The organism is Streptomyces sp. NBC_00306 (assembly GCF_036169555.1).
Classification (GTDB): Bacteria; Actinomycetota; Actinomycetes; order Streptomycetales; family Streptomycetaceae; genus Streptomyces; species Streptomyces achmelvichensis.
Map to the genome: position 1 here is coordinate 5,767,815 of NZ_CP108032.1, position 19,513 is coordinate 5,787,327.

A 19,513-nucleotide genomic window follows, 5' to 3' on the forward strand; every position below is an offset into this window, starting at 1 on the left:
TCAGACCCTTGGTGCATGTCCTAAAATCAACCCTTTCGGGTAGCGTCAAGGTATGAGGACCAGGCTGTTCACCGCACTGTCCGGTCTGCTGCTCGCGCTCTCGGCGGCCGCCCTCGGGGTGGCGCCGGGAGCGCACGCGGCCACCGGGCCCGACACCGTGGCCGCGGCACTGGAGAACAGCCCGGTCTATGTGGACCCGCGCGCCTCCGGTCAGCTCTCGAAGGCGGACGCGGACGCGCTGGCACAGAAGATCAAGAACGCGGACAAGCCGCTGTTCGTGGCCGTCCTGCCGGCGTCCGCCGAGTTCCCGCCCGAATCCGTCCTGCGGAACGTCCGCACCGAGACGGGTGTCACCGGCCTCTACGCCATCCGCCTCGGCGACGGATTCAACGCGGCGGCCGACAGCCGCGTCCTGTCGGGCCAGGCCGTCCAGAATCTGGTCACCGCGGTCAAGACGCCCCCCGGCGCCGATGCCGCCACCCAGCTGAACAACTTCGTCGACCAGGCGCTCCCGCAGATGCGGGGCAGCGCGCCCGCCTCCTGGGGTACCACCGGCGGTGACGAGGGAGTGAACGGCGGAGCCGTGATCGCCTTCGGCGCGGTGCTCGCCGCGGGCGGCGCGGGCGCCTACGCGCTCGTGGCCCGCAACCGCCGCCGCAAGGCCCAGGAGGAGCGGGAGGCGCTCGACAAGCTCCGGGTGGTGGTCGACGAGGACATCACCGCCTTCGGCGAAGAGCTCGACCGACTGGACTTCCACCCCTCCGAGAAGGGTGCGAACGACGCGATGCGCGCCGACTACGAGCGGGCACTCGACTCGTACGACAAGGCGAAGTCGCTGATGGGAGCGGCCCGCCACCCCTCCGACGTGCGAGGAGTCACCGAGGCGCTGGAGGACGGGCGCTTCAGTCTGGCCGCACTCGACGCCCGGCGCACGGACCGGCCGATTCCGGAGCGCAGGGCCCCCTGCTTCTTCGACCCGCGCCACGGGCCCTCCGTCACCGACATGACCTGGACCCCGGACGGTGGCCAGGCCCGCGAGATCCCGGTGTGCGCGGTGGACGCCTCCCGGCTCAAGGGCGGCCTGGACCCGATGGCCCGCACGGTCGAGACGGGGGACGGCCGGCGGCCGTACTGGGAGGCAGGGCCGGCGTACGGCCCCTGGGCCGGCGGCTACTTCGGCGGCGGCATCCTCCCCGGCCTGCTGGCCGGCACACTGCTCGGCAGCGTGCTCGCGACGCCTGCGTACGCGGCGGACTACGGCGGCGCCGACTACAGCGGCGGCGACTACTCGGGCGCCGACTTCAGCTCGTCGGACTTCGGCGGCGGCGGGGACTTCGGGGGTGGCGGAGGCTTCGGTGGCGGCGGGGACTTCGGGGGCGGGTTCTAGAACCTGGCGGGTTCCAGAGCCCGGCAGGGTGTGCGCGCCGGGACACGGTTCCGGCCCGGCGGCGACAGCGCGCGGACAGCGGAGCGCCCGCCCGGCCGTCGGGACGGCGGGGCGGGCGCGCTCTGGGTGCCGGGGTGACGTCCCGGATCAGGCCGCGGACTTGATCGCGGAGATGTCGAAGTTCAGCTTCACCTTGTCGCTGACCATCACGCCGCCCGTCTCCAGCGCGGCGTTCCAGGTCAGGCCCCAGTCGGAGCGCAGGATCTCGGCGGTGCCCTCGAAGCCGACGCGCTCGTTGCCGTAGACATCGGTGGCGGAGCCGTTGAACTCCAGGTCGATGGCGAGGGGGCGCGTGACGTCCTTGATCGTCAGGTCACCGGTGAGCCGGTAGGTGTCGCCGCCGAGGTTCTCCGCCTGCGTCGAGCGGAACGTCATCAGGGGGAACTTCTCGGCCTCGAAGAAGTCACCGCTGCGCAGGTGGCCGTCGCGGTCGGCGATCCCGGTGTCGATGCTGGTGATCGTCACGTCGATCTCGGCGGTGGAGTGGTGCGGGTCCGTGCCGTTCAGCTCGAGGCTGCCGGAGAACTCGCCGAACGAGCCGCGGACGTTGGTGACCATCGCGTGGCGGACCGTGAAGCCGATGCTGCTGTGCGCCGGGTCGATGGTGTAGCTGCCGGACAGCGCGGCCAGGGCCGGGTCCACCGGGGCGGCGGTGGTGGTGGCAGCGGCAGCGGCTTCGGGCTTGCGATTGAAGATACCCATGATGTCGGACTCCTCGGGGGACGGGCGGTCGGTAGTTAAACCTTCAACGACATCGACCATAGACCTATTCCGTTTAAAGTTCAACATCTTCTTGAGGGGTTCACCCGAACGACGTGCGCACCCCCTGGCGACGCGCGTAGAACTCGGGCAGCATCTCTGTGCTCCACCTGCACCGCCCGTACCACCGGACTGGCACGGTCCCCAACGGTCACCAGCAGGAGGGATCTCCCCCCATGAAAATCCGCTCGACGCTCACCGCGCTCGCGCTCGTCTCCGGCGCGCTCCTCGCTCCCGGCTTCGGCGTCCTCAGCAGCGCGACCGAGGCCCGCGCGGCCACCAAGATCAGCCACGCCACGGCCACGTCGATGTTCCGCTCGTCCGGGATCACCTGGTCCTCGTCCGGCGGCTGCTCGAACCGCAACAACCCCACCTGTACGTCGTTCGACCAGCTGAACCTCATGTCCGCGCAGGGGGCCCAGACCCTGAAGAGCGCGAGCGGGTGTGCCCTCAACATCACCGGCGGCACCGAGACCGGGCACGCGAGCGGCACGTACTCCCACTGGAACGGCTACAAGCTCGACTTCGCCAAGGGCACGTGCGTGGGGAACTACATCAAGAACACCTTCAGCTACATCGGCGCACGGCCGGGCGACGGTGCCCCGCAGTGGAGGTCCGGGTCCGGGAACGTCTACGCGGACGAGGGCAACCACTGGGACGTGACCTACTACAACTGCGGCGGCTGCTGACCGTACGTGCGAGTGCCCGGCCCCTTCCGCTGCCTGCGGGGGCCGGGCACTCGGCGTGGTCACGTACCGACGGTCAGGGCCCGACGGTCAGGGCCCCGCGGTCAGGACCCCACGGTCAGGGTGAAGCGCCGCGGGTTGCCGTCGTGCGCCGCGCCCGAGACGTCGGGCTGTCCGTCCGGACGGACGTCGTCGTACGGGAACGCGTACCCGATCGGGGTGTTGGCGTGGACGACGCGTGAGAAGTGGTTCGTGCCGGGGTCGAGGTAGTAGTCGGCCGCGGTCGCTCCGTTCGGCTGGTCCGGGTGGGACAGCAGGGTCGTCCGGTTGAAGCCGGCGGCGAGCCGGGCGAGCAGGCCCTTCTTGTCGTCCGGGTCGCCGGGGTTGTTGGCGAAGGGCCCGTGGTTGCAGGTGAAGACGTCCTTCGAGGACGGCTTCGCGAAGGTGTGACCACCGTTGAAGGTGAGCGTGTCGCCGTTCACCCGGCCGGTGAACACTCCGCGTCCGCCCTGGAGATCGATCCGCAGATCGGTCGAGCGGTACTTCTCCCAGACCTGGTCGATGTAGGAGTCGAAGGCGTCACGGAACGGCATCTCGGCGGGCCGGTCGAAGTAGGGGGCCATCAGGTTCTGCGGCGCGATCACGCGCAGCACCTCACCGTCCGCGCCGCGGATGACGAGCTTGTCCCACGGCTGTCCGTCCTTGGCCGCCTGGGCGGCGAGGCCGTCGGCGATCTTCTGGACCGCGCCGTCCGGCAGCGGCGCCACGGTGTGCGTGGCGTCACCGGTGAGCGTGAGGCCGATGGGGAGGGCCGTCACCAGGTCGACGTAGCTGATGTTCGCGTACAACTGCTGCGGGTTGAACGTGAATTCGGCGAAGGACCAGATGCGGTCGTAGTTGGCGTCGGACGGCGTCGCGAAAGCGGGCTCGACCAGGGAGGGCCCCGGGTTCACGAAGAAGTCCAGCTTGTCGTCGCGGACGAAGTAGACCCGGGCGCCGAACATCTGAGGAAGCGTCAGCACGATCGGGCCGGAGCCCGCCGCGGGCAGCGGGATGGCGCAGTCGACCGGCAGCGGGGTCTCGGGCGCCGACGGGTTCTCGGGGTAATGGACCCCGCCGTCCGGGCGCAGCAGCACCCATCGGTCGGTGCCCTGCTCGTGGCCGGTGACATAGGCGTGGACCGTGCCGGGCAGGGACTTGTTCTCCAGGGCGAGCTCGCAGGTGGGGGCTGCGGCCCTGGCGCGAGGGCTGAGAGCGCTTCCCCAGGCGGGATAGGTGGCCGCGGTGACCGCGGCGGCCGCTCCGGTGAGGAAGATACGTCGGGATATCACGGACAGAACTCCTGGTGCTCGTGGGGGAGTTCTCACTGTTGCGACGCCCGGTGCACGCGTCAAGAGGTGTGACTGAGAGCGCTCTCGGCAGTTTTTCACTGCCCATAAGCCGGGGTTAAGGCGGGCGATGTGAGGCCGGGTGCGCGTCGCAAGCGCTTGCTGACGGCTTGTGTCATGACCATTGAAGGCACCCGGCTGCCGTGCTAGACCACAGGTCGACCGGACCGAATCACTTACGCACCGGAGGCCCCTGTGCCGCTGTCGTCAGCCTGGTCCCGCCGTACCTTTCTGGCCACCACGGGAGCAAGCGCTCTCTGCGTCGCCCTCACACCACGGGTGAGCGCTGCGGCGGACGACGAGTACGAGACCCTGCGGCAGCGCTGGGTGGAGATCAGCCTCGGCAGCGGCTACGACGCGACCGCCGAACCGTACGCGTCCCGCCTCGCCGAGACCGGGACGCTCGCCGCGGGCTTCCGCGCCTCGATGGCACCCACCGCGACCTCGCTGTGGCCCGGCCACCCCTTCGACCCGCCCGCCGGCATCACCCAGAGCTACACCCGGCTGTGGACCATGACCCAGGCGTACGCGCAGCAGGGCACCGGCCACACCGGCGACGCCGGGCTGCTCGCCGACATCCTCCGCGGCCTCGACCATCTCGCGACGACTGTCTACAACCCCTCGACGACCCGCTACGGCAACTGGTGGGAGTGGCAGATCGGCAGCCCCCGCCTCCTGATGGACATCGTCGCCGTCCTGTACGGCGACCTCGGCCAGGCCCGGCGGGACGCCGCTTTCGCGGCCGTCGACCACTTCGTCCCCGACACGATGCTCGGCGACTACACCGGCACCTCCACCGGCGCGAACCGCGTCGACCTGTGCCGCTCGGTCGCCCTGCGCGGCGTACTCGGCAAAGCGCCCGCCAAGATCGCACTGGCCCGCGACGCCCTGTCGCCCGTCTTCCCGTACGTCACCGAAGGCGACGGCCTCTACGCCGACGGCTCCTTCGTCCAGCACACCTGGGTCGCCTACTCCGGCACCTACGGACAGGTCATGCTCGACGGTCTGGGCCGGCTCTTCAGCCTGCTCGCCGGATCCACCTGGGCCGTCACGGACCCCAACCGGCAGATCATCCTGGACAGCGTCGAGCGCGCGTACGCGCCCCTGATTTACAACGGCCTGATGATGGACAGCGTCAACGGCCGTGCCATCAGCCGGGGTTACCTCAAGGACGACGACCGCCGGGTCATGCGCAGCGACCACTTCCACGGCCAGGCGGTGATCGCCGCGATCGCGCTGCTCGCCGGCGGGGCGAGCGCGGCGGAGCGGGAACGCTGGCACGCGCGGATCAAGGGGTGGATCGCCCGCGACACCACCACCCCGATCCTCGAGGGCGCCCAGTTCGGGGTCGCCGACCTGTCCCGGCTGCACGCCGTCGCGGCGTCGCCCGTCCCGGCCGCGCCCGAGCCCGTCGGACACGACCTCTTCGCCGCCATGGACCGGGCCGTCCACCGCGGTCCCGGCTGGGCCGCGAACATCTCCATGGCCTCGCAGCGGATCTCCTCCTACGAATGCGGCAACGGCGAGAATCCACGCGGCTGGCACACCGGCGCCGGAATGCTCTACTGGTGGCCGGGAGAGGCGCAGGGCGACCAGTACACCGACTGGTTCTGGCCCACCGTGGACTTCTACCGGCTCCCCGGCACGACCGTGTCGACCAAGCGGCTGGCCGACAGGGCGGGCGGCGAGTGGGGACTGCCCAAACCGGCGGCGCGGTGGGTGGGCGGAGCCTGCGACGGCGAGTTCGCCGCCGTGGGACAGCACCTCCTCGGGCTGGACTCCACCCTGCGGGCCCACAAGTCCTGGTTCTGCGTCGCCGACGCGGTCATCTGCCTCGGCGCCGGCATCTCCTGCACCGACGGGGTGCCGGTCGAGACCGTCGTCGACAACCGCAATCTGGGCGAGGGCGGCACGAACGCCTTCACCCGCGGCCACGGCTGGGCGCACCTCGACGGCCACGGCGGCTGGGTCTTCCCGGAAGGGACGGCGGACCTGCGCACGCTGTGGGAGGACCGGACCGGAGCGTGGAGCGACATCAACACCACCAGCTCCACCGAACGCGCCACCCGCCGCTACCGCACCCTCTGGCTGGACCACGGCACGGACCCCGTCGACGCCTCCTACGCCTATCTGCTCATGCCGGGCGCGAGCCGCCGCACGCTCGCCGCCCGAGCGCACGACCGCCGCTGGCTGGAGATCCTCGACAACACCGCGGCCCGCCAGGCCGTCGCCGTCCGCTCCCTGGGCCTGACCGCGGCGAACTTCTGGCAGCCCGGTACGGTGGGCCCGCTCACCACGACGGCGCCCGCCAGTGTTCTGCTGCGGACCCGCCGCCGCACGGCCACGCTCCACCTCAGCGAACCGCTGCGCACCGGAGCACCCGTGGAGATCACCTGGCGCCGGCCGGTCCGCCGGGTCGTCGCCGCGGACGACGGCATCGAGGTGCTCGCCGCCGGACGGGAGCTGCGACTGCGCCTCACCGGGGGCACCGCGGGGGCGAGCTACCGCTGTGAGGTGACTCTCAGCTGAACACCTTGTTGGACTTCCACAAACATCAGTGGCACTGAGCTGGTGGTTGGGCTGCTGTGCCGAATGGTTCTGTGCAAGGCCAACAGGAGAACGGACCGGAGACTGTACGGAGTCGACGGCAGGGTTTCCTCGGTCGGATCCGTAGGGTCGAGGCATGACCGTTTTGGACGAGACCGCCAGTGAGCCGAGCGACGCCCGCGGACGCGTGGCCGAGCTGCACGATCTGCGCGACCGTGCGCGGCGCGGGCCCAGTGACCGCGCCACCGAGGCGCAGCACGCCAAGGGCAAGCTGACCGCCCGTGAGCGCATCGCGCTGCTGCTGGACGAGGGCTCGTTCAAGGAGGTCGAGCAGCTGCGCCGGCACCGGGCGACCGGGTTCGGCCTGGAGGCGAAGAAGCCGTACACCGACGGTGTCATCACCGGCTGGGGCACGGTCGAGGGCCGCACGGTCTTCGTCTACGCGCACGACTTCCGGATCTTCGGCGGCGCGCTGGGCGAGGCCCACGCCACCAAGATCCACAAGATCATGGACATGGCCATCTCGGCCGGTGCCCCCCTGGTCTCCCTCAACGACGGCGCCGGCGCCCGTATCCAGGAGGGCGTCTCCGCCCTCGCCGGCTACGGCGGCATCTTCCAGCGCAACACCCGCGCCTCCGGTGTCATCCCGCAGATCTCGGTGATGCTCGGCCCGTGCGCCGGTGGCGCGGCGTACTCGCCCGCGCTGACGGACTTCGTGTTCATGGTCCGCGAGACCTCGCAGATGTTCATCACCGGCCCGGACGTCGTCAAGGCGGTCACCGGTGAGGAGATCACCCAGAACGGCCTGGGCGGCGCGGACGTCCACGCCGAGACCTCCGGCGTCGCGCACTTCGCGTACGACGACGAGGAGACCTGCATCGCCGAGGTGCGCTACCTGCTGGCGATGCTCCCCTCGAACAACCGCGAGAACCCGCCGTCGGTGCCCGCCGAGGACCCGGCCGACCGTCGCTCCGACGTCCTGCTGGACCTCGTGCCGGCGGACGGCAACCGGCCCTACGACATGCACCAGGTGATCGAGGAGCTCGTCGACGACGGCGACTACCTGGAGATCCACGAGCGCTGGGCCCGCAACATCATCTGCGCACTGGCCCGTCTCGACGGCCAGGTGGTCGGCATCGTCGCCAACCAGCCGCAGTCCCTGGCCGGTGTCCTGGACATCGAGGCCTCCGAGAAGGCGGCGCGCTTCGTCCAGATGTGCGACGCGTTCAACATCCCGATCATCACTCTTCTGGACGTGCCCGGCTTCCTGCCCGGCGTCGACCAGGAGCACGGTGGAATCATCCGGCACGGAGCGAAGCTCCTGTACGCGTACTGCAACGCCACCGTGCCGAGGATCTCGCTGATCCTGCGCAAGGCGTACGGCGGTGCCTACATCGTGATGGATTCCCAGTCCATCGGTGCGGACCTCACCTACGCCTGGCCCACCAACGAGATCGCGGTGATGGGCGCCGAAGGTGCCGCCAACGTCATCTTCCGCAAGCAGATCGCGGAGGCCGAGGACCCCGAGGCCATGCGGACGCGCATGGTCAAGGAGTACAAGGCCGAGCTCATGCACCCCTACTACGCGGCGGAGCGCGGACTGGTCGACGACGTCATCGACCCGGCCGAGACCCGTGAGGTGCTGATCGCATCTCTGGCCATGCTCCGCAACAAGCACGCCGACCTGCCGTCCCGCAAGCACGGCAACCCCCCGCAGTAACCCTGCGACGAATCTGGAGCCCCAACAGCCATGAGCACTCCTGCCGACTCATCGTCCTTGCTCCGCGTCGAGAAGGGTCACGCCGACGCCGAGGAACTGGCCGCGATCACCGCGGTCCTGCTCGCCCGTGCCGCCTCCCAGCCCGAGGCGCCCGCCCACCGCGGCCGCTCCACGGCCGGCTGGCGCCGCCTGGAGCGCCAGCGCGGCTTCCAGCCCTCCCACAGCTGGCGGGGCTGACGCCAGGCTCTCCTGAGGCCTTCTGGGGCCCCTCTCGCCGGTACTCCGGCGGGCGGGGCCCTTCGTCGTGCCGCGCGAAGCGCCGGCGGGCATGCCGCCGCCGCGGCGGACACACGAAAGGCCCCCGCGGTGCGGGGGCCTTTTCGACTGGGGACACGAACCGCGGTACCGGCTACCGCAGACGCGCCATCAGGGCGTGTTCGACCAGTGTGATCAGGGCACTCTTGGCGTCTGCGCGGTGGCGGGCGTCGGTGGTGATGATCGGGGTGTCGGGGCCGATCTGGAGTGCTTCGCGGACTTCTTCGGGGTTGTAGGGCTGGTGTCCGTCGAAGCCGTTGAGGGCGATGACGAAGGGGAGGCCGCTGTTTTCGAAGTAGTCGACGGCGGGGAAGCAGTCGGCGAGGCGGCGGGTGTCGACGAGGACGACGGCGCCGATGGCGCCGCGTACGAGGTCGTCCCACATGAACCAGAAGCGGTCCTGTCCGGGGGTGCCGAACAGGTAGAGGATCAGGTCCTGGTCCAGGGTGATGCGGCCGAAGTCCATGGCCACCGTGGTGGTGGTCTTGTCCCCGGTGTGTGTGAGGTCGTCGATGCCGGCCGAGGCTGAGGTCATGACGGCTTCGGTACGCAGCGGGTTGATCTCCGAGACGGCGCCGACGAACGTGGTCTTGCCCACGCCGAATCCGCCCGCCACCACGATCTTCGCGCTGGTGGTTGAGCGGGCTGCACCGCCGCTAGAGCTTGCGAAGTCCACTGAGCACCCTTTCGAGCAGTGTCACGTCTGGCTGGCCGCCGGCGGACTCGTCGCCGCCGGGCTGGTGGATGGCGACAAGTCCGGCCTCCGCCAGGTCGGCGACGAGGATCCGGGCAACGCCGAGGGGAATGGTGAGAAGCGCCGAGATCTCCGCGACCGACTTGATCTCGAAGCACAGCCGGCAGATCCGCTGGTGCTCGGGCAACTGCCCTTGCAGCCGGGCGGGATCGGCCGTGGTGGACACCAGCGCCTCGATGGCGAGCTGGTACCGCGGCCGGGTCCGGCCGCCGGTCATGGCATACGGACGCACCAGCGGGTTGTGCGCGTTCTGGGCAGAACCCGAACCCGACGCCGGCTCCTGTGCCCTGCGCGGCTGCACGGGCTGGATGCGCGACGGCGGCTGCTGCTGCTGCCCGTAGGGCGACTGCGGCTGGTGGTAAGGCGGTTGGGCACCCTGACCACTCGGCGTCGAAGGAAAGTTGAAGCGGTTCTGAGAGTGCTCACCCGGCATCTGGTGAGCACCGCCGTCATAGGGGCGTCCGCCTGGGGGTGTTGCCACGTTTCCTCCTCCGACTGCCGGTAGCCGGTTCCTGTCCCTGTGGAGCCGCGCCACCGCACCCTATGGTGCGGTGGCGTGAAACGCACTGTCCGTCTGTTAGTTGAGAAGACTGCCCTGGAGCTCCGCACGGAGATCCGGGGTCAGCACGCTGCCGGCCCGGTCCACCAGCAGAGCCATCTCATAGCCCACGAGACCGATGTCGGCATCGGGGTGAGCGAGCACCGCCAGCGAGGAGCCGTCGGAGATCGACATGATGAAGAGGAAGCCGCGCTCCATCTCCACGACGGTCTGGTTGACCGCACCGCCTTCGAAAATCCTCGACGCCCCCGCGGTCAGCGAGGTCAGACCGGAGGCGACCGCCGCCAGCTGATCCGCTCGGTCCCGGGGGAAACCCTCGGACATCGCCAGCAGGAGTCCGTCGGCGGAGACCACCACGGTGTGGGACACCCCAGGGGTGTTGTCCACGAAGTTGGTGATCAACCAGTTCAGATTCTGCGCCGCCTGGCTCATCGGGCTCACACTAACGCTCCTGGTTGTAGGTACTGCCCGGGCCGAAGCCCGATCCGTTCGTGTCCGATCCCGCGCTGCGTCCCTGCTGGACACCGCGCCGCAGGTTGCTCAACCTGCCCCGCACGTCCTCAGGGGCGCGGGAAACCTGGGGGCCCCGCTGCTGGGTCTGCTCCGCGGTGCCCTCGATGAGGTTCGCCTTGGGCACCCGCCGCGGAAGTCCGGAGGAGGTCACTCCGCCGGCCTTCGGCTCGCGGAGCTTCTCCGCCCGCTGCCAGCGCTCGTCGTTGGTCGAGCGCCAGTCCGTGGTGTCGACGGTGCCGTTGCTGCCGCCTGCCGACTCGGGCTGACTGTTCTGCGGAGCCTGTCGAGGCTGCTCTGCGGGCTGCTGCCACTGCTGTTCGGGCTGCTGCTGGGGCTGTGACGGCTGGGGGCCGCCGCGCCGCGGCAGACCGGCGTCGGTCAGCGCGTGGCTGTTGCTCGGAGAGGGTCCCGGACGGTCGAAGCCTACGCGCTCGGGAGCCGCCGTGGGGGCGCTGGGCGCAGATTCCGATTCCTGCCGGTACTCCGGCTCATAAGCACCCTGGTAGGCGCTCTGATCCGGCCACTCGCCCTGGTGGGGCTGGGTGTCGTACTGCCCGTCGTACTGCGGCTCGGAACCCTGCGAAGCCTGGTAACCGGCTTCCGCATAGCTGGTTTCGGGCTGCTCCTGACGGTCCTGGTGCTCGGGGTAGCCGTTGACCGCGGGGTAGTTGTCGTACCCCTGCTGGGACTGGTCCTGGGCGTAACCCTGCTCCGGGTAGTCCTGACCGTAGTCGGGGGCGTACTGCTGCTGGCCCTGGGCGTAACCCTGGTCCTGCCCGTAGCCCTGCTCCTGGGAGTAGTCCTGCTCCTGGCCGTACGGCCGCTCACCGTGTGTTTGCGCCTCCAGCGCCGCACGGCGCTCCTCGCGCATCAGCGAGCGGTTCACCGGGTCGAGCTGGGCGCCCTCGGGCTCCTCGTAGCGGGAGTCGTCGAAGCCGAGCTCCGCCGCGGTGAGCATGGGAGCGTGCTCGAAGGAGGACTGCTCCGGGATGATCTGGGAGACCGTGAAGTCGTCCTCGGGCAGGGGCTCGCCACCGCCACCGTGGGTGATGGCGTCCGGGAGCATGACCAGCGAGGTGGTGCCGGCCTGCTCGCCGGAGGGGCGCAGCTGGACGCGGATGCCGTGCCGGTCGGCGAGGCGGCCGACCACGAAGAGGCCCATGCGCTGCGAGACGGCTGCGTCCACCGTCGGCGGGTTGGCCAGCTTGTGGTTGATGTCGGCGAAGTCCTCGGCGGTCAGGCCGATGCCCTTGTCGTGGATCTCGATCATGACCCGGCCGTCGGGGAGTCTGGTGGCCGTCACCCGGACCTTGGTCTGCGGCGAGGAGAACGTGGTGGCGTTCTCCAGCAGCTCGGCCAGCAGGTGCACGAGGTCGGTCACGGACTGGCCGTGGATCTCCGTCTCGGGCACGCCGGTCAGCTCGATGCGCTCGTAGGACTCCACCTCGGAGGAGGCGGCGCGGAGCACGTCGACCAGCGGGACCGGCTGGTTCCACCGGCGGCCGGGCTCCTCGCCGGCGAGGACCAGGAGGTTCTCGCCGTTACGGCGCATACGGGTCGCGAGGTGGTCCAGCTTGAAGAGGTTCTCCAGCTGGTCCGGGTCGGCCTCGTTGTTCTCCAGGTCGGTGATCAGGGTCAGCTGACCCTCGATGAGCGACTGGTTGCGGCGCGACAGGTTGGTGAAGATCGCGTTGACGTTGCCACGGAGCATGGCCTGCTCGGCGGCGAGCCGGACGGCCTCACGGTGGACCTGGTCGAAGGCGCGGGCGACTTCGCCGATCTCGTCCTGGGTGTCGATGGGGATCGGCTGCACCCGGGTGTCGACGCGGCCCGGCTCGGTACGGGAGAGCTGGTCGACCAGCATCGGCAGACGCTGCTCGGCGATGCCGAAGGCGGCGGTGCGCAGCTGGCGCATCGAGCGGCTCATCTGGCGTGCCATGAGGCCGGCCAGGATGAACGCCGCGAGCAGGGCGATCACGACGATGGCGCCGTTGAGGATGGCGTCGCGCTTGGCGTCGTTGGAGATCGTCGCGGCCTCGTTCACGGCCTTGTCGACGAGGTCGTTCTCGATCTCCGTGTAGCCGTCGAACTTGGCGGTGGCGGCTGCCATCCACGTCCGGGGAGTGACGTCCTTCTTGGCCAGCTCGGAGGGTTCCGCGCCGGTGCCGATCGCGCGGGCCATACCGGTGAAGACGGATTTGTCGTTCTCGCCGACGGGCGGCTTGAGGCCGGCGGCGTCGAGCTGCTTCTGCCCGGCGACGGCCTTCGCCGTCATGATCGCCCTGAGCTTGTCCGTGTCGGCCTGGGTGCCGCCGGAGTTGTACTCGCCGAGCGCGATCTGCTCGAGGTAGTTGTACGAGTTGAACGCCACGGTCTGCTTGGCGAAGATCGTCTTGTTCTGACTCGGCCGCACCAACAGGTGTGTACCAATGGAACGCTGCAGGGACTCGGCCGCCTTGGCGAGCTGAATGGCGTAGACCGTACGGCCGTAGCTCGTGACGTTGCCGGTGCCGAGGCCCAGTTCGTTCGCGAACTCCATCAGCGAGTGCTGGACCTTGACGTAGCCCTCTTCGGTGCCGACCGCGGACTGCGCCTCGATCCCGCTGGTGTAGGCGATCTTCCGCAGCCCGGCGAGCGTCGGCTCCTCGTTGCGGAACAGGGCCAGACGGCGTTCCAGGCCCTGCTTCGCCGGCATGTCCTGGACGGCGACGTCGAACTTCCTCTTCGCCTCGTCCGTCGTGGCGTAGGCGTCCGTCACCTTGCTGTTGTTGCGGGCTTCCGGGGAGGTGGCCGTCAGCAGCGGCTCGGCGGTCAGGTCGCGCTCGTTGAGCAGTGCCTGGCCGTACTCCGCGGCGGCGCGCACGATGAGGGCCGTCTTCTCGGCGTCCTGGGCCTCGTTCCAGGTGTCGATCGAGCTCTTGACCTGGAAACCGCCCATGACCAGGCCCACGAGCACGGGTATGAGGAGAATCGCGTTCAGGCGCGTCGGAACTCGCCAGTTGCGCGGGGAAAGCCGGCTGGAGCTACCACCGGGCGGCGGCGTGGGCGCCGGCTCGTCCGCAGGCGGCACCACTGTGCGCGGCGGCGGGGTGAAGTTGCCCCGCGCCTGCTGCTGTGCGGAGCTCGTCATGCTTCGCCTCACTCGACCAACAACCTCTCGGCGTCGGCACCAACGCTGTGCCGTATTTCGTTCGGAGCCGTACTACTAGGGAGTTCATCGAATTTCAGCATGCGGGGTGGGTCCGTTCCAAACAGTTGGAATCAGCCATTCCGTGTAGTGGCGACCACAGATAAAACGGGCATAAAGAGCGAGGGGCGTCAAAAGGCGAGGCAAAGTTGAGCGCAGTGGTACCGGCCGAACGCACCGGGTGTCCGGACCGCTGGAATTCTCTGTCGAAACGTTATGAACACGGGGGCGGGCCGTGTCAAAGGACACAGCCCGCCCCGTCACAACTACGACAAGTGCCGTATGTCGCCGTCTACTTGAGCCGGGCCATCAGGGCGTGTTCGACCAGTGTGATCAGGGCACTCTTGGCGTCTGCGCGGTGGCGGGCGTCGGTGGTGATGATCGGGGTGTCGGGGCCGATCTGGAGTGCTTCGCGGACTTCTTCGGGGTTGTAGGGCTGGTGTCCGTCGAAGCCGTTGAGGGCGATGACGAAGGGGAGGCCGCTGTTTTCGAAGTAGTCGACGGCGGGGAAGCAGTCGGCGAGGCGGCGGGTGTCGACGAGGACGACGGCGCCGATGGCGCCGCGTACGAGGTCGTCCCACATGAACCAGAAGCGGTCCTGTCCGGGGGTGCCGAACAGGTAGAGGATCAGGTCCTGGTCCAGGGTGATGCGGCCGAAGTCCATGGCCACCGTGGTGGTGGTCTTGTCCCCGGTGTGTGTGAGGTCGTCGATGCCGGCCGAGGCTGAGGTCATGACGGCTTCGGTACGCAGCGGGTTGATCTCCGAGACGGCGCCGACGAACGTGGTCTTGCCCACGCCGAATCCGCCCGCCACCACGATCTTCGCGCTGGTGGTCGATCGGGCCGCACCGCCGCTAGAGCTTGCGAAGTCCACTGAGCACCCTTTCGAGCAGTGTCACATCCGGCGTGCCGCCGGCCTCTCCGTTGCCCGGCTGGTGGATCGCCACCATGCCCGCCTCCGCCAGGTCCGCCACCAGAATCCGGGCGACACCGAGCGGCATGGACAGCAGTGCCGACACCTCGGCCACCGACTTGACCTCACGGCAGAGGTGGCAGATCCGCTGGTGCTCGGGAAGCAGCCCGGCAAGGAGCGCCGGATCGGCCGTGGTGCTCACCAGCGCCTCGATGGCGAGCTGGTAACGCGGCCGGGTCCGGCCGCCGGTCATCGCATACGGACGTACCAGCGGCTGGTCGCCCTCCAGTCCGTAGGCGTCTGCCGACGCTCCGTACGGATCGTGAGAGGCGGTTGGCGGGGTCATGAGTCCTCCGGGCGGGACAGCAAGTGGTCGGCGTGCCGTCTGAGTGGGCCGGTGGGGGGCAAAAGAGCGACCTGACGGGTTGGTGCGTTGGCGCTTGCCTGCGGAGCCGTGTGTGGGGCACGGCTCAGTGCAGGAGACTTCCCTGAAGCTCGGCGCGCAGGTCCGGCGTGAGGACGCTGCCCGCGCGGTCGACGAGAAGGGCCATCTCGTAGCCGACGAGGCCGATGTCGCACTCGGGGTGTGCGAGCACTGCCAGCGACGAGCCGTCGGAGACGGACATCAGGAAGAGGAACCCCCGTTCCATTTCGACGACCGTCTGGCTGACGGGTCCCCCTTCGAAGATCCGGGACGCCCCCGCGGTCAGCGAGGTCAGGCCGGATGCGACAGCCGCCAGCTGGTCGGCGCGGTCGCGGGGAAACCCTTCGGACATCGCCAGCAGAAGACCGTCGGCGGAGACCACCACCGTGTGCGACACCCCAGGGGTGTTGTCCACGAAATTGGTGATCAACCAGTTCAGATTTTGCGCCGCCTGGCTCATCGGGCTCAACTATCGCTCCTGCTGGTGAGTGGGGCCGAGGTTGAAGCTGCCGGTCGTCGAGTTCTGCTGACGGCCCTGCTGAATGCCACGACGGAGGTTGGTCAGCCGGCCGCGTACGTCGTTCGGCGCACGGGAGACCTGCGGACCTGCTTGGGTGTTCTGTTCCTGCGCGGTTCCCGCGACGAGATTGGCTCGCGGGACCCGGCGGGGCAGACCTGATGTGGTGACGCCGCCGGCCGCGGGCTTCCTGACCCGCTCGGCCTGGCGCACCAGCTCGTCATTGGGGGAGGAGCGCCAGCCGCCACCGTTGGTGCTCTGCCCGTTGTGCGGTGCCGCGGCAGGGGTGCGCTGCGGCATCGGCGGGGCGGGGCGCTCCGCGGACTGCTGCGGAACGGGGGCGGGCGACGCGGGCCGGGACGGCTCCTGCTCCTCGGACCGGCCCTGCGGGCCGCCGTGGAACCAGTTCGTCTCGAGCGTGTCGTACAGCGGAGTACGGCCGTCGCCGGGGCCGGTCGCCGGCGGCAGCGCCTCGGGCTGCGGCTGCGGCGGCAGGGCGTTGGGCCGGCGCGGGCCGTAGTCGCCGTTCTGGGCGGCCTCGCGGCGCGGTGCCGGAGCACGGCCCGGAGCGGGCGGCTGGGGAGCCCCGAGGTCGGGACGGGCGAACTGCCCGGTGGACGCGGGGTCCTGGGACGGGCCGCCCTGCGAGCCGTTGCGCGGCGGCTGGAAACCGCCACCGGACGTCTGACCGGCCGGGGAGGTCGGGCCGAACACGTCCGGTCGGACGAACTGCCCGGTGGACGAGCCGGAACCCGCACCGCGCTGCGGCGGAGGAGCGTTGAAGTCGGGACGTGCGAACTCCGCCGTGGCGGCGGCGCCGCGGTCGTTGTCCTCGTGACCGCGCGGCGCGTCCGCCGGACGCTGGTTGCGCGCGGGCGGCTGCTCGCTGCCCCAGCTGGTGGACGGCGGACGCTGCGGGCCACCGGCACCGGGGAGTTCGGCGCGCGGACCGCCGGGCAGCTGCTTGCCGCGGTCGCCGGAGCCCTGGGAGAAGCCCTCCGAGCGGGATTCGCCGCGGGCCGGAGCGTTCTGAGCACCACGGCCGGCACCCGAGCCGAAGGCGCCGGCGAGGCCGCCGCCCTGCCGGCCCTGACCGGGCTGACCCTGGCCGGGACCGCCGTCGCGGCCGGGAAGCGCGGCACGCGGAGCCGAACCGGCCCCGACCTGACCGCGCGGAGCGCCCGTGCCGATCCGGCCGCCCGTGGGAGCACCGGCACCGCCGGGGCCGCCACCGAGGCCGGGACGGCTGCCGCCGCCCGCGCCACCGAGGCCGGGACGGCTGCCGCCGCCCGCGCCACCGGGACCGCCGCCGGGACGGCCGCCGAGTCCCGCGGGACCGCCGGCACCCGGGGGAACGGCACCCTGGCCGTTGCCCGGACCGCCGGGGGAGCCGGGAGCCTTCTTGCCGCCGTGGGCGACGTCGACGGGCAGCATGACCAGTGCGGTCGTGCCGCCGGAGTCGGACGGGCGGAGCTGGATACGGATGCCGTGTCGCAGGGACAGGCGGCCGACCACGAACAGACCCATGCGGCGGGAGACCGAGACGTCCACGGTGGGCGGCGACGCCAGCCGCTCGTTGATCGCGGCGAGGTCCTCGGGGGAGAGGCCGATGCCGGTGTCGTGGATCTCGACCAGCACGCGGCCGTCGGGCAGTGCGTGACCGGTGACGCGGACCTTCGTCTGCGGGGAGGAGAACGACGTCGCGTTCTCCAGCAGCTCCGCGAGGAGGTGCACGAGGTCGTTGACGACGCGTCCGGCGACCTCGGTCGCCGGGACCGCGGCCAGTTCGATGCGCTCGTACTGCTCCACCTCGGAGGCGGCGGCACGGAGCACGTCGACCAGCGGGACCGGCCGGGTCCACCGGCGGCCCGGCTCCTCGCCCGCGAGGACGAGAAGGTTTTCGCCGTTCCGGCGCATACGGGTCGCGAGGTGGTCCAGCTTGAAGAGGGAGGACAGCTGGTCCGGGTCGGCCTCGCGGGACTCCAGTTCGGAGATGAGCGAGAGCTGACGCTGGATGAGGCCCTGGGAACGGCGCGAGAGGTTGGTGAACATCGCGTTGACGTTGCCTCGCAGGAGGGCCTGCTCGGCGGCCAGACGGACGGCCTCGCGGTGCACGTCGTCGAAGGCCGCGGCCACCTTGCCGATCTCGTCCCGGGAGTGCACACCGACGGACTCGACCGAGGTGTCCACGTCCTGCGGGTCGGACTCGGAGAGCTGCTTGACCAGGTCCGGCAGACGGTCCTGGGCGACCTTGGTCGCGGTGTCCTGGAGCCGGCGCAGCGAGCGGATCATGGACCGGGCCACGACGAAGGCGCCGACGAGCGAGACACCGAGGACGAGCAGGATCAGCGCACCGTTGATGATCGCGTCGCGCTGCGACTCCTCGCGCAGTTCACGTGCCTTGGCCTCCATCTGGCCGAGCAGCGTGGACTCGATGACACGCATGGCCTGGATACGGACGCCGTAGTCGTCGGTCCAGTCCAGGAAGGAGCGCTCGGTCTGGCTGGCCAGACCGTTGCTGTTGTCGAGGACGCGCTTGGCGTACTTCTCGGAGGCCTCGATGGTCGGGTTGCCGTTGTCCAGCGGGTCCGTGAGCTCCTGGGCGTTGCCGCCGGAGGACTCGTAGACCGACTCGAAGGCGGCCAGCGAGGACTCGCCGTTCTCGAGAGCGGCCTTGCCGTAGAGGCGGTCGTTCTCCTCGAGGCCCTTGCCCTTGGAGCCGCTGCCGCCGGGAAGCGCGGCGGCGATGATCGCGCGCTGCATGGAGGCGTACTCCTTGGCGGACGAGAACGCCGCCAGCGCGCGGGTGCGCTTGATCATCTCCGGGCTGCTGGTGGCCTGCGCCATGTCCTGCGACAGGCTCAGCAGCGACTCGATGAGCCGGTGGTAGTTCTCGACCGTGAGGGAGTGCGGGCGGCCCGTCTGGTAGGCCGTCTCGCGGATGGAGCCGAGGTTGTTGACCTGGACGGCGATCTGGTTCGCGTTGGCCCGGATGCTCTCGAGCGCGTCGTCCTTGTCCGTGTTGGGGATGTCACGGGTGGCTTCGAGGAAGGCCTTCCGGGCGCGGTCCGTCACCGTGCGCGGACCGGTGACCTTGAAGTCGGTCGCGTCGGGGTTGTTCGCCAGCGGGCCGGCCGTCAGGTCCCGCTCCGCCTGGAGCGCCTGGGCGAGGTCGGTCGCCTGCTTGGTCATGTTGGTGAGCAGCTGCATGTGATCCAGCTGCTTCATGTCCGCCATGGACTCGTTGATACGGAGTCCACCCAGCGTGGTGGCCGCGACGACCGGCAGGGTCAGCAGGGAGACGAGTCTCGTGCTGATGCGCCAGTTGCGCAGAGCTATTCGTGAGCCGGTGTCCGTCGGGCTCTTCGCCTTCGGCGGGGCCTTGGGCCCGTCGCCTCCGGACGAAGCGGCGCCGGGGCGTGCGGCACGGTCACCGCTGTCGCCGGGGGATGCCGGATCTGCCTTGTGGGTGTGCTGGGCGTGCTGGGGCGAGGAGCCGCGGTCGGTCCCGCCGCGCGGCTCCTGTTCCGCCGCAGCGCTGCCATCCCTCTTGAAACGTCCCTGCACTAGCGTCGCAACCTCTGGACCAGGCGTCCCACCGCGAGCGGCGGGACGGTGTCGGCGTCGGTGAGGGGCGCGAAGGCGCCCCTTTTGTTGGTCGTTGAGTGACCGGCGCTTCTCCCCCTTCTCCGCCGCTGCCCGGCGCTGCGTTGCGCCCGTTGCGCGCCGGCCTGAAGCCGCGGCGGTGCGTGGAATTCCAGCACAGTGCCGGATCTCCAACAAG

15 protein-coding genes are annotated in these 19,513 nt (G+C 70.1%); 5 read left to right on the plus strand and 10 right to left on the minus strand.

The genetic code is table 11. The annotated features are described in order from the left end of the window. Positions 1-52 precede the first annotated feature (52 nt). A complete protein-coding gene (locus OHA05_RS25845) occupies positions 53-1,387 on the plus strand; it encodes a hypothetical protein (RefSeq protein WP_328861840.1) in 1,335 nt (444 codons plus the stop codon). Between the two features lie 147 nt (positions 1,388-1,534). Here the strand turns inward: OHA05_RS25845 and OHA05_RS25850 are convergent, their stop codons facing one another. Then, positions 1,535-2,149 carry a YceI family protein gene (locus tag OHA05_RS25850; protein ID WP_313943894.1) on the minus strand — a complete coding sequence of 205 codons (615 nt, stop codon included), beginning with the start codon at positions 2,147-2,149 and terminating at the stop codon, positions 1,535-1,537. A 233-nt stretch (positions 2,150-2,382) separates the two neighbouring features. Here OHA05_RS25850 and OHA05_RS25855 point away from each other — a divergent pair, with 233 nt between their 5' ends. Further along, positions 2,383-2,895: a hypothetical protein gene (locus tag OHA05_RS25855; protein WP_328861841.1), complete on the plus strand. Its 513-nt coding sequence runs from the start codon at positions 2,383-2,385 to the stop codon at positions 2,893-2,895. Positions 2,896-2,996: 101 nt separating this feature from the next. Here the strand turns inward: OHA05_RS25855 and OHA05_RS25860 are convergent, their stop codons facing one another. After that, positions 2,997-4,223, minus strand: coding sequence for a glycoside hydrolase family 64 protein (locus OHA05_RS25860; protein WP_328861842.1), 1,227 nt, complete (start codon positions 4,221-4,223; stop codon positions 2,997-2,999). A 288-nt stretch (positions 4,224-4,511) separates the two neighbouring features. Between OHA05_RS25860 and OHA05_RS25865 the strand changes: the two genes are divergently transcribed. From OHA05_RS25865 to OHA05_RS25875, 3 genes are all read left to right on the plus strand, one after another. Beyond that, positions 4,512-6,809, plus strand: a complete 2,298-nt coding sequence (locus OHA05_RS25865) for a polysaccharide lyase 8 family protein (RefSeq protein WP_328863459.1) — start codon at positions 4,512-4,514, stop codon at positions 6,807-6,809. A gap of 154 nt (positions 6,810-6,963) precedes the next feature. Next, positions 6,964-8,547: an acyl-CoA carboxylase subunit beta gene (locus tag OHA05_RS25870; RefSeq protein WP_313943891.1), complete on the plus strand. Its 1,584-nt coding sequence runs from the start codon at positions 6,964-6,966 to the stop codon at positions 8,545-8,547. 30 nt (positions 8,548-8,577) lie between these two features. Further along, positions 8,578-8,784 (plus strand): acyl-CoA carboxylase subunit epsilon, encoded by a 207-nt coding sequence (locus OHA05_RS25875; RefSeq protein ID WP_313943890.1) that lies wholly within the window; start codon positions 8,578-8,580, stop codon positions 8,782-8,784. 172 nt (positions 8,785-8,956) lie between these two features. Here the strand turns inward: OHA05_RS25875 and OHA05_RS25880 are convergent, their stop codons facing one another. From OHA05_RS25880 to OHA05_RS25915, 8 genes are all read right to left on the minus strand, one after another. Continuing rightward, positions 8,957-9,538 (minus strand): GTP-binding protein, encoded by a 582-nt coding sequence (locus OHA05_RS25880; RefSeq protein WP_050791473.1) that lies wholly within the window; start codon positions 9,536-9,538, stop codon positions 8,957-8,959. Continuing rightward, the gene (locus tag OHA05_RS25885) at positions 9,519-10,097 is read right to left on the minus strand and encodes a DUF742 domain-containing protein (protein WP_328861843.1); all 579 of its coding nucleotides are present in this window, start codon (positions 10,095-10,097) and stop codon (positions 9,519-9,521) included. The genes OHA05_RS25880 and OHA05_RS25885 overlap by 20 nt, the downstream gene beginning before the upstream one ends. Before the next feature lie 96 nt (positions 10,098-10,193). Then, positions 10,194-10,607 carry a roadblock/LC7 domain-containing protein gene (locus OHA05_RS25890; RefSeq protein ID WP_006127847.1) on the minus strand — a complete coding sequence of 138 codons (414 nt, stop codon included), beginning with the start codon at positions 10,605-10,607 and terminating at the stop codon, positions 10,194-10,196. Positions 10,608-10,617: 10 nt separating this feature from the next. Beyond that, positions 10,618-13,830 carry a nitrate- and nitrite sensing domain-containing protein gene (locus OHA05_RS25895; protein ID WP_443043780.1) on the minus strand — a complete coding sequence of 1,071 codons (3,213 nt, stop codon included), beginning with the start codon at positions 13,828-13,830 and terminating at the stop codon, positions 10,618-10,620. Between the two features lie 337 nt (positions 13,831-14,167). Further along, on the minus strand, positions 14,168-14,749 hold the full coding sequence (locus tag OHA05_RS25900) for a GTP-binding protein (protein WP_159686641.1): 582 nt from the start codon (positions 14,747-14,749) through the stop codon (positions 14,168-14,170). Next, positions 14,730-15,134: a DUF742 domain-containing protein gene (locus OHA05_RS25905; RefSeq protein ID WP_313943887.1), complete on the minus strand. Its 405-nt coding sequence runs from the start codon at positions 15,132-15,134 to the stop codon at positions 14,730-14,732. Before OHA05_RS25905 ends, OHA05_RS25900 begins: the two co-directional genes overlap by 20 nt. 124 nt (positions 15,135-15,258) lie before the next feature. After that, entirely contained in the window at positions 15,259-15,672 is a 414-nt protein-coding gene (locus OHA05_RS25910; RefSeq protein WP_142214992.1) for a roadblock/LC7 domain-containing protein, read from the minus strand. Between the two features lie 9 nt (positions 15,673-15,681). Then, positions 15,682-19,296: a sensor histidine kinase gene (locus tag OHA05_RS25915; RefSeq protein ID WP_328861845.1), complete on the minus strand. Its 3,615-nt coding sequence runs from the start codon at positions 19,294-19,296 to the stop codon at positions 15,682-15,684. Positions 19,297-19,513 lie beyond the last annotated feature (217 nt).

What these genes read in the sequence shown, in the direction of transcription:
- OHA05_RS25845 (WP_328861840.1), top strand. Translation starts at nt 53, where the DNA reads ATGAGGACCAGGCTGTTCACCGCACTGTCCGGTCTGCTGCTCGCGCTC.
- OHA05_RS25850 (WP_313943894.1), bottom strand. Translation starts at nt 2,149, where the DNA reads ATGGGTATCTTCAATCGCAAGCCCGAAGCCGCTGCCGCTGCCACCACC.
- OHA05_RS25855 (WP_328861841.1), top strand. Translation starts at nt 2,383, where the DNA reads ATGAAAATCCGCTCGACGCTCACCGCGCTCGCGCTCGTCTCCGGCGCG.
- OHA05_RS25870 (WP_313943891.1), top strand. Translation starts at nt 6,964, where the DNA reads ATGACCGTTTTGGACGAGACCGCCAGTGAGCCGAGCGACGCCCGCGGA.
- OHA05_RS25875 (WP_313943890.1), top strand. Translation starts at nt 8,578, where the DNA reads ATGAGCACTCCTGCCGACTCATCGTCCTTGCTCCGCGTCGAGAAGGGT.
- OHA05_RS25890 (WP_006127847.1), bottom strand. Translation starts at nt 10,607, where the DNA reads ATGAGCCAGGCGGCGCAGAATCTGAACTGGTTGATCACCAACTTCGTG.
- OHA05_RS25905 (WP_313943887.1), bottom strand. Translation starts at nt 15,134, where the DNA reads ATGACCCCGCCAACCGCCTCTCACGATCCGTACGGAGCGTCGGCAGAC.
- OHA05_RS25910 (WP_142214992.1), bottom strand. Translation starts at nt 15,672, where the DNA reads ATGAGCCAGGCGGCGCAAAATCTGAACTGGTTGATCACCAATTTCGTG.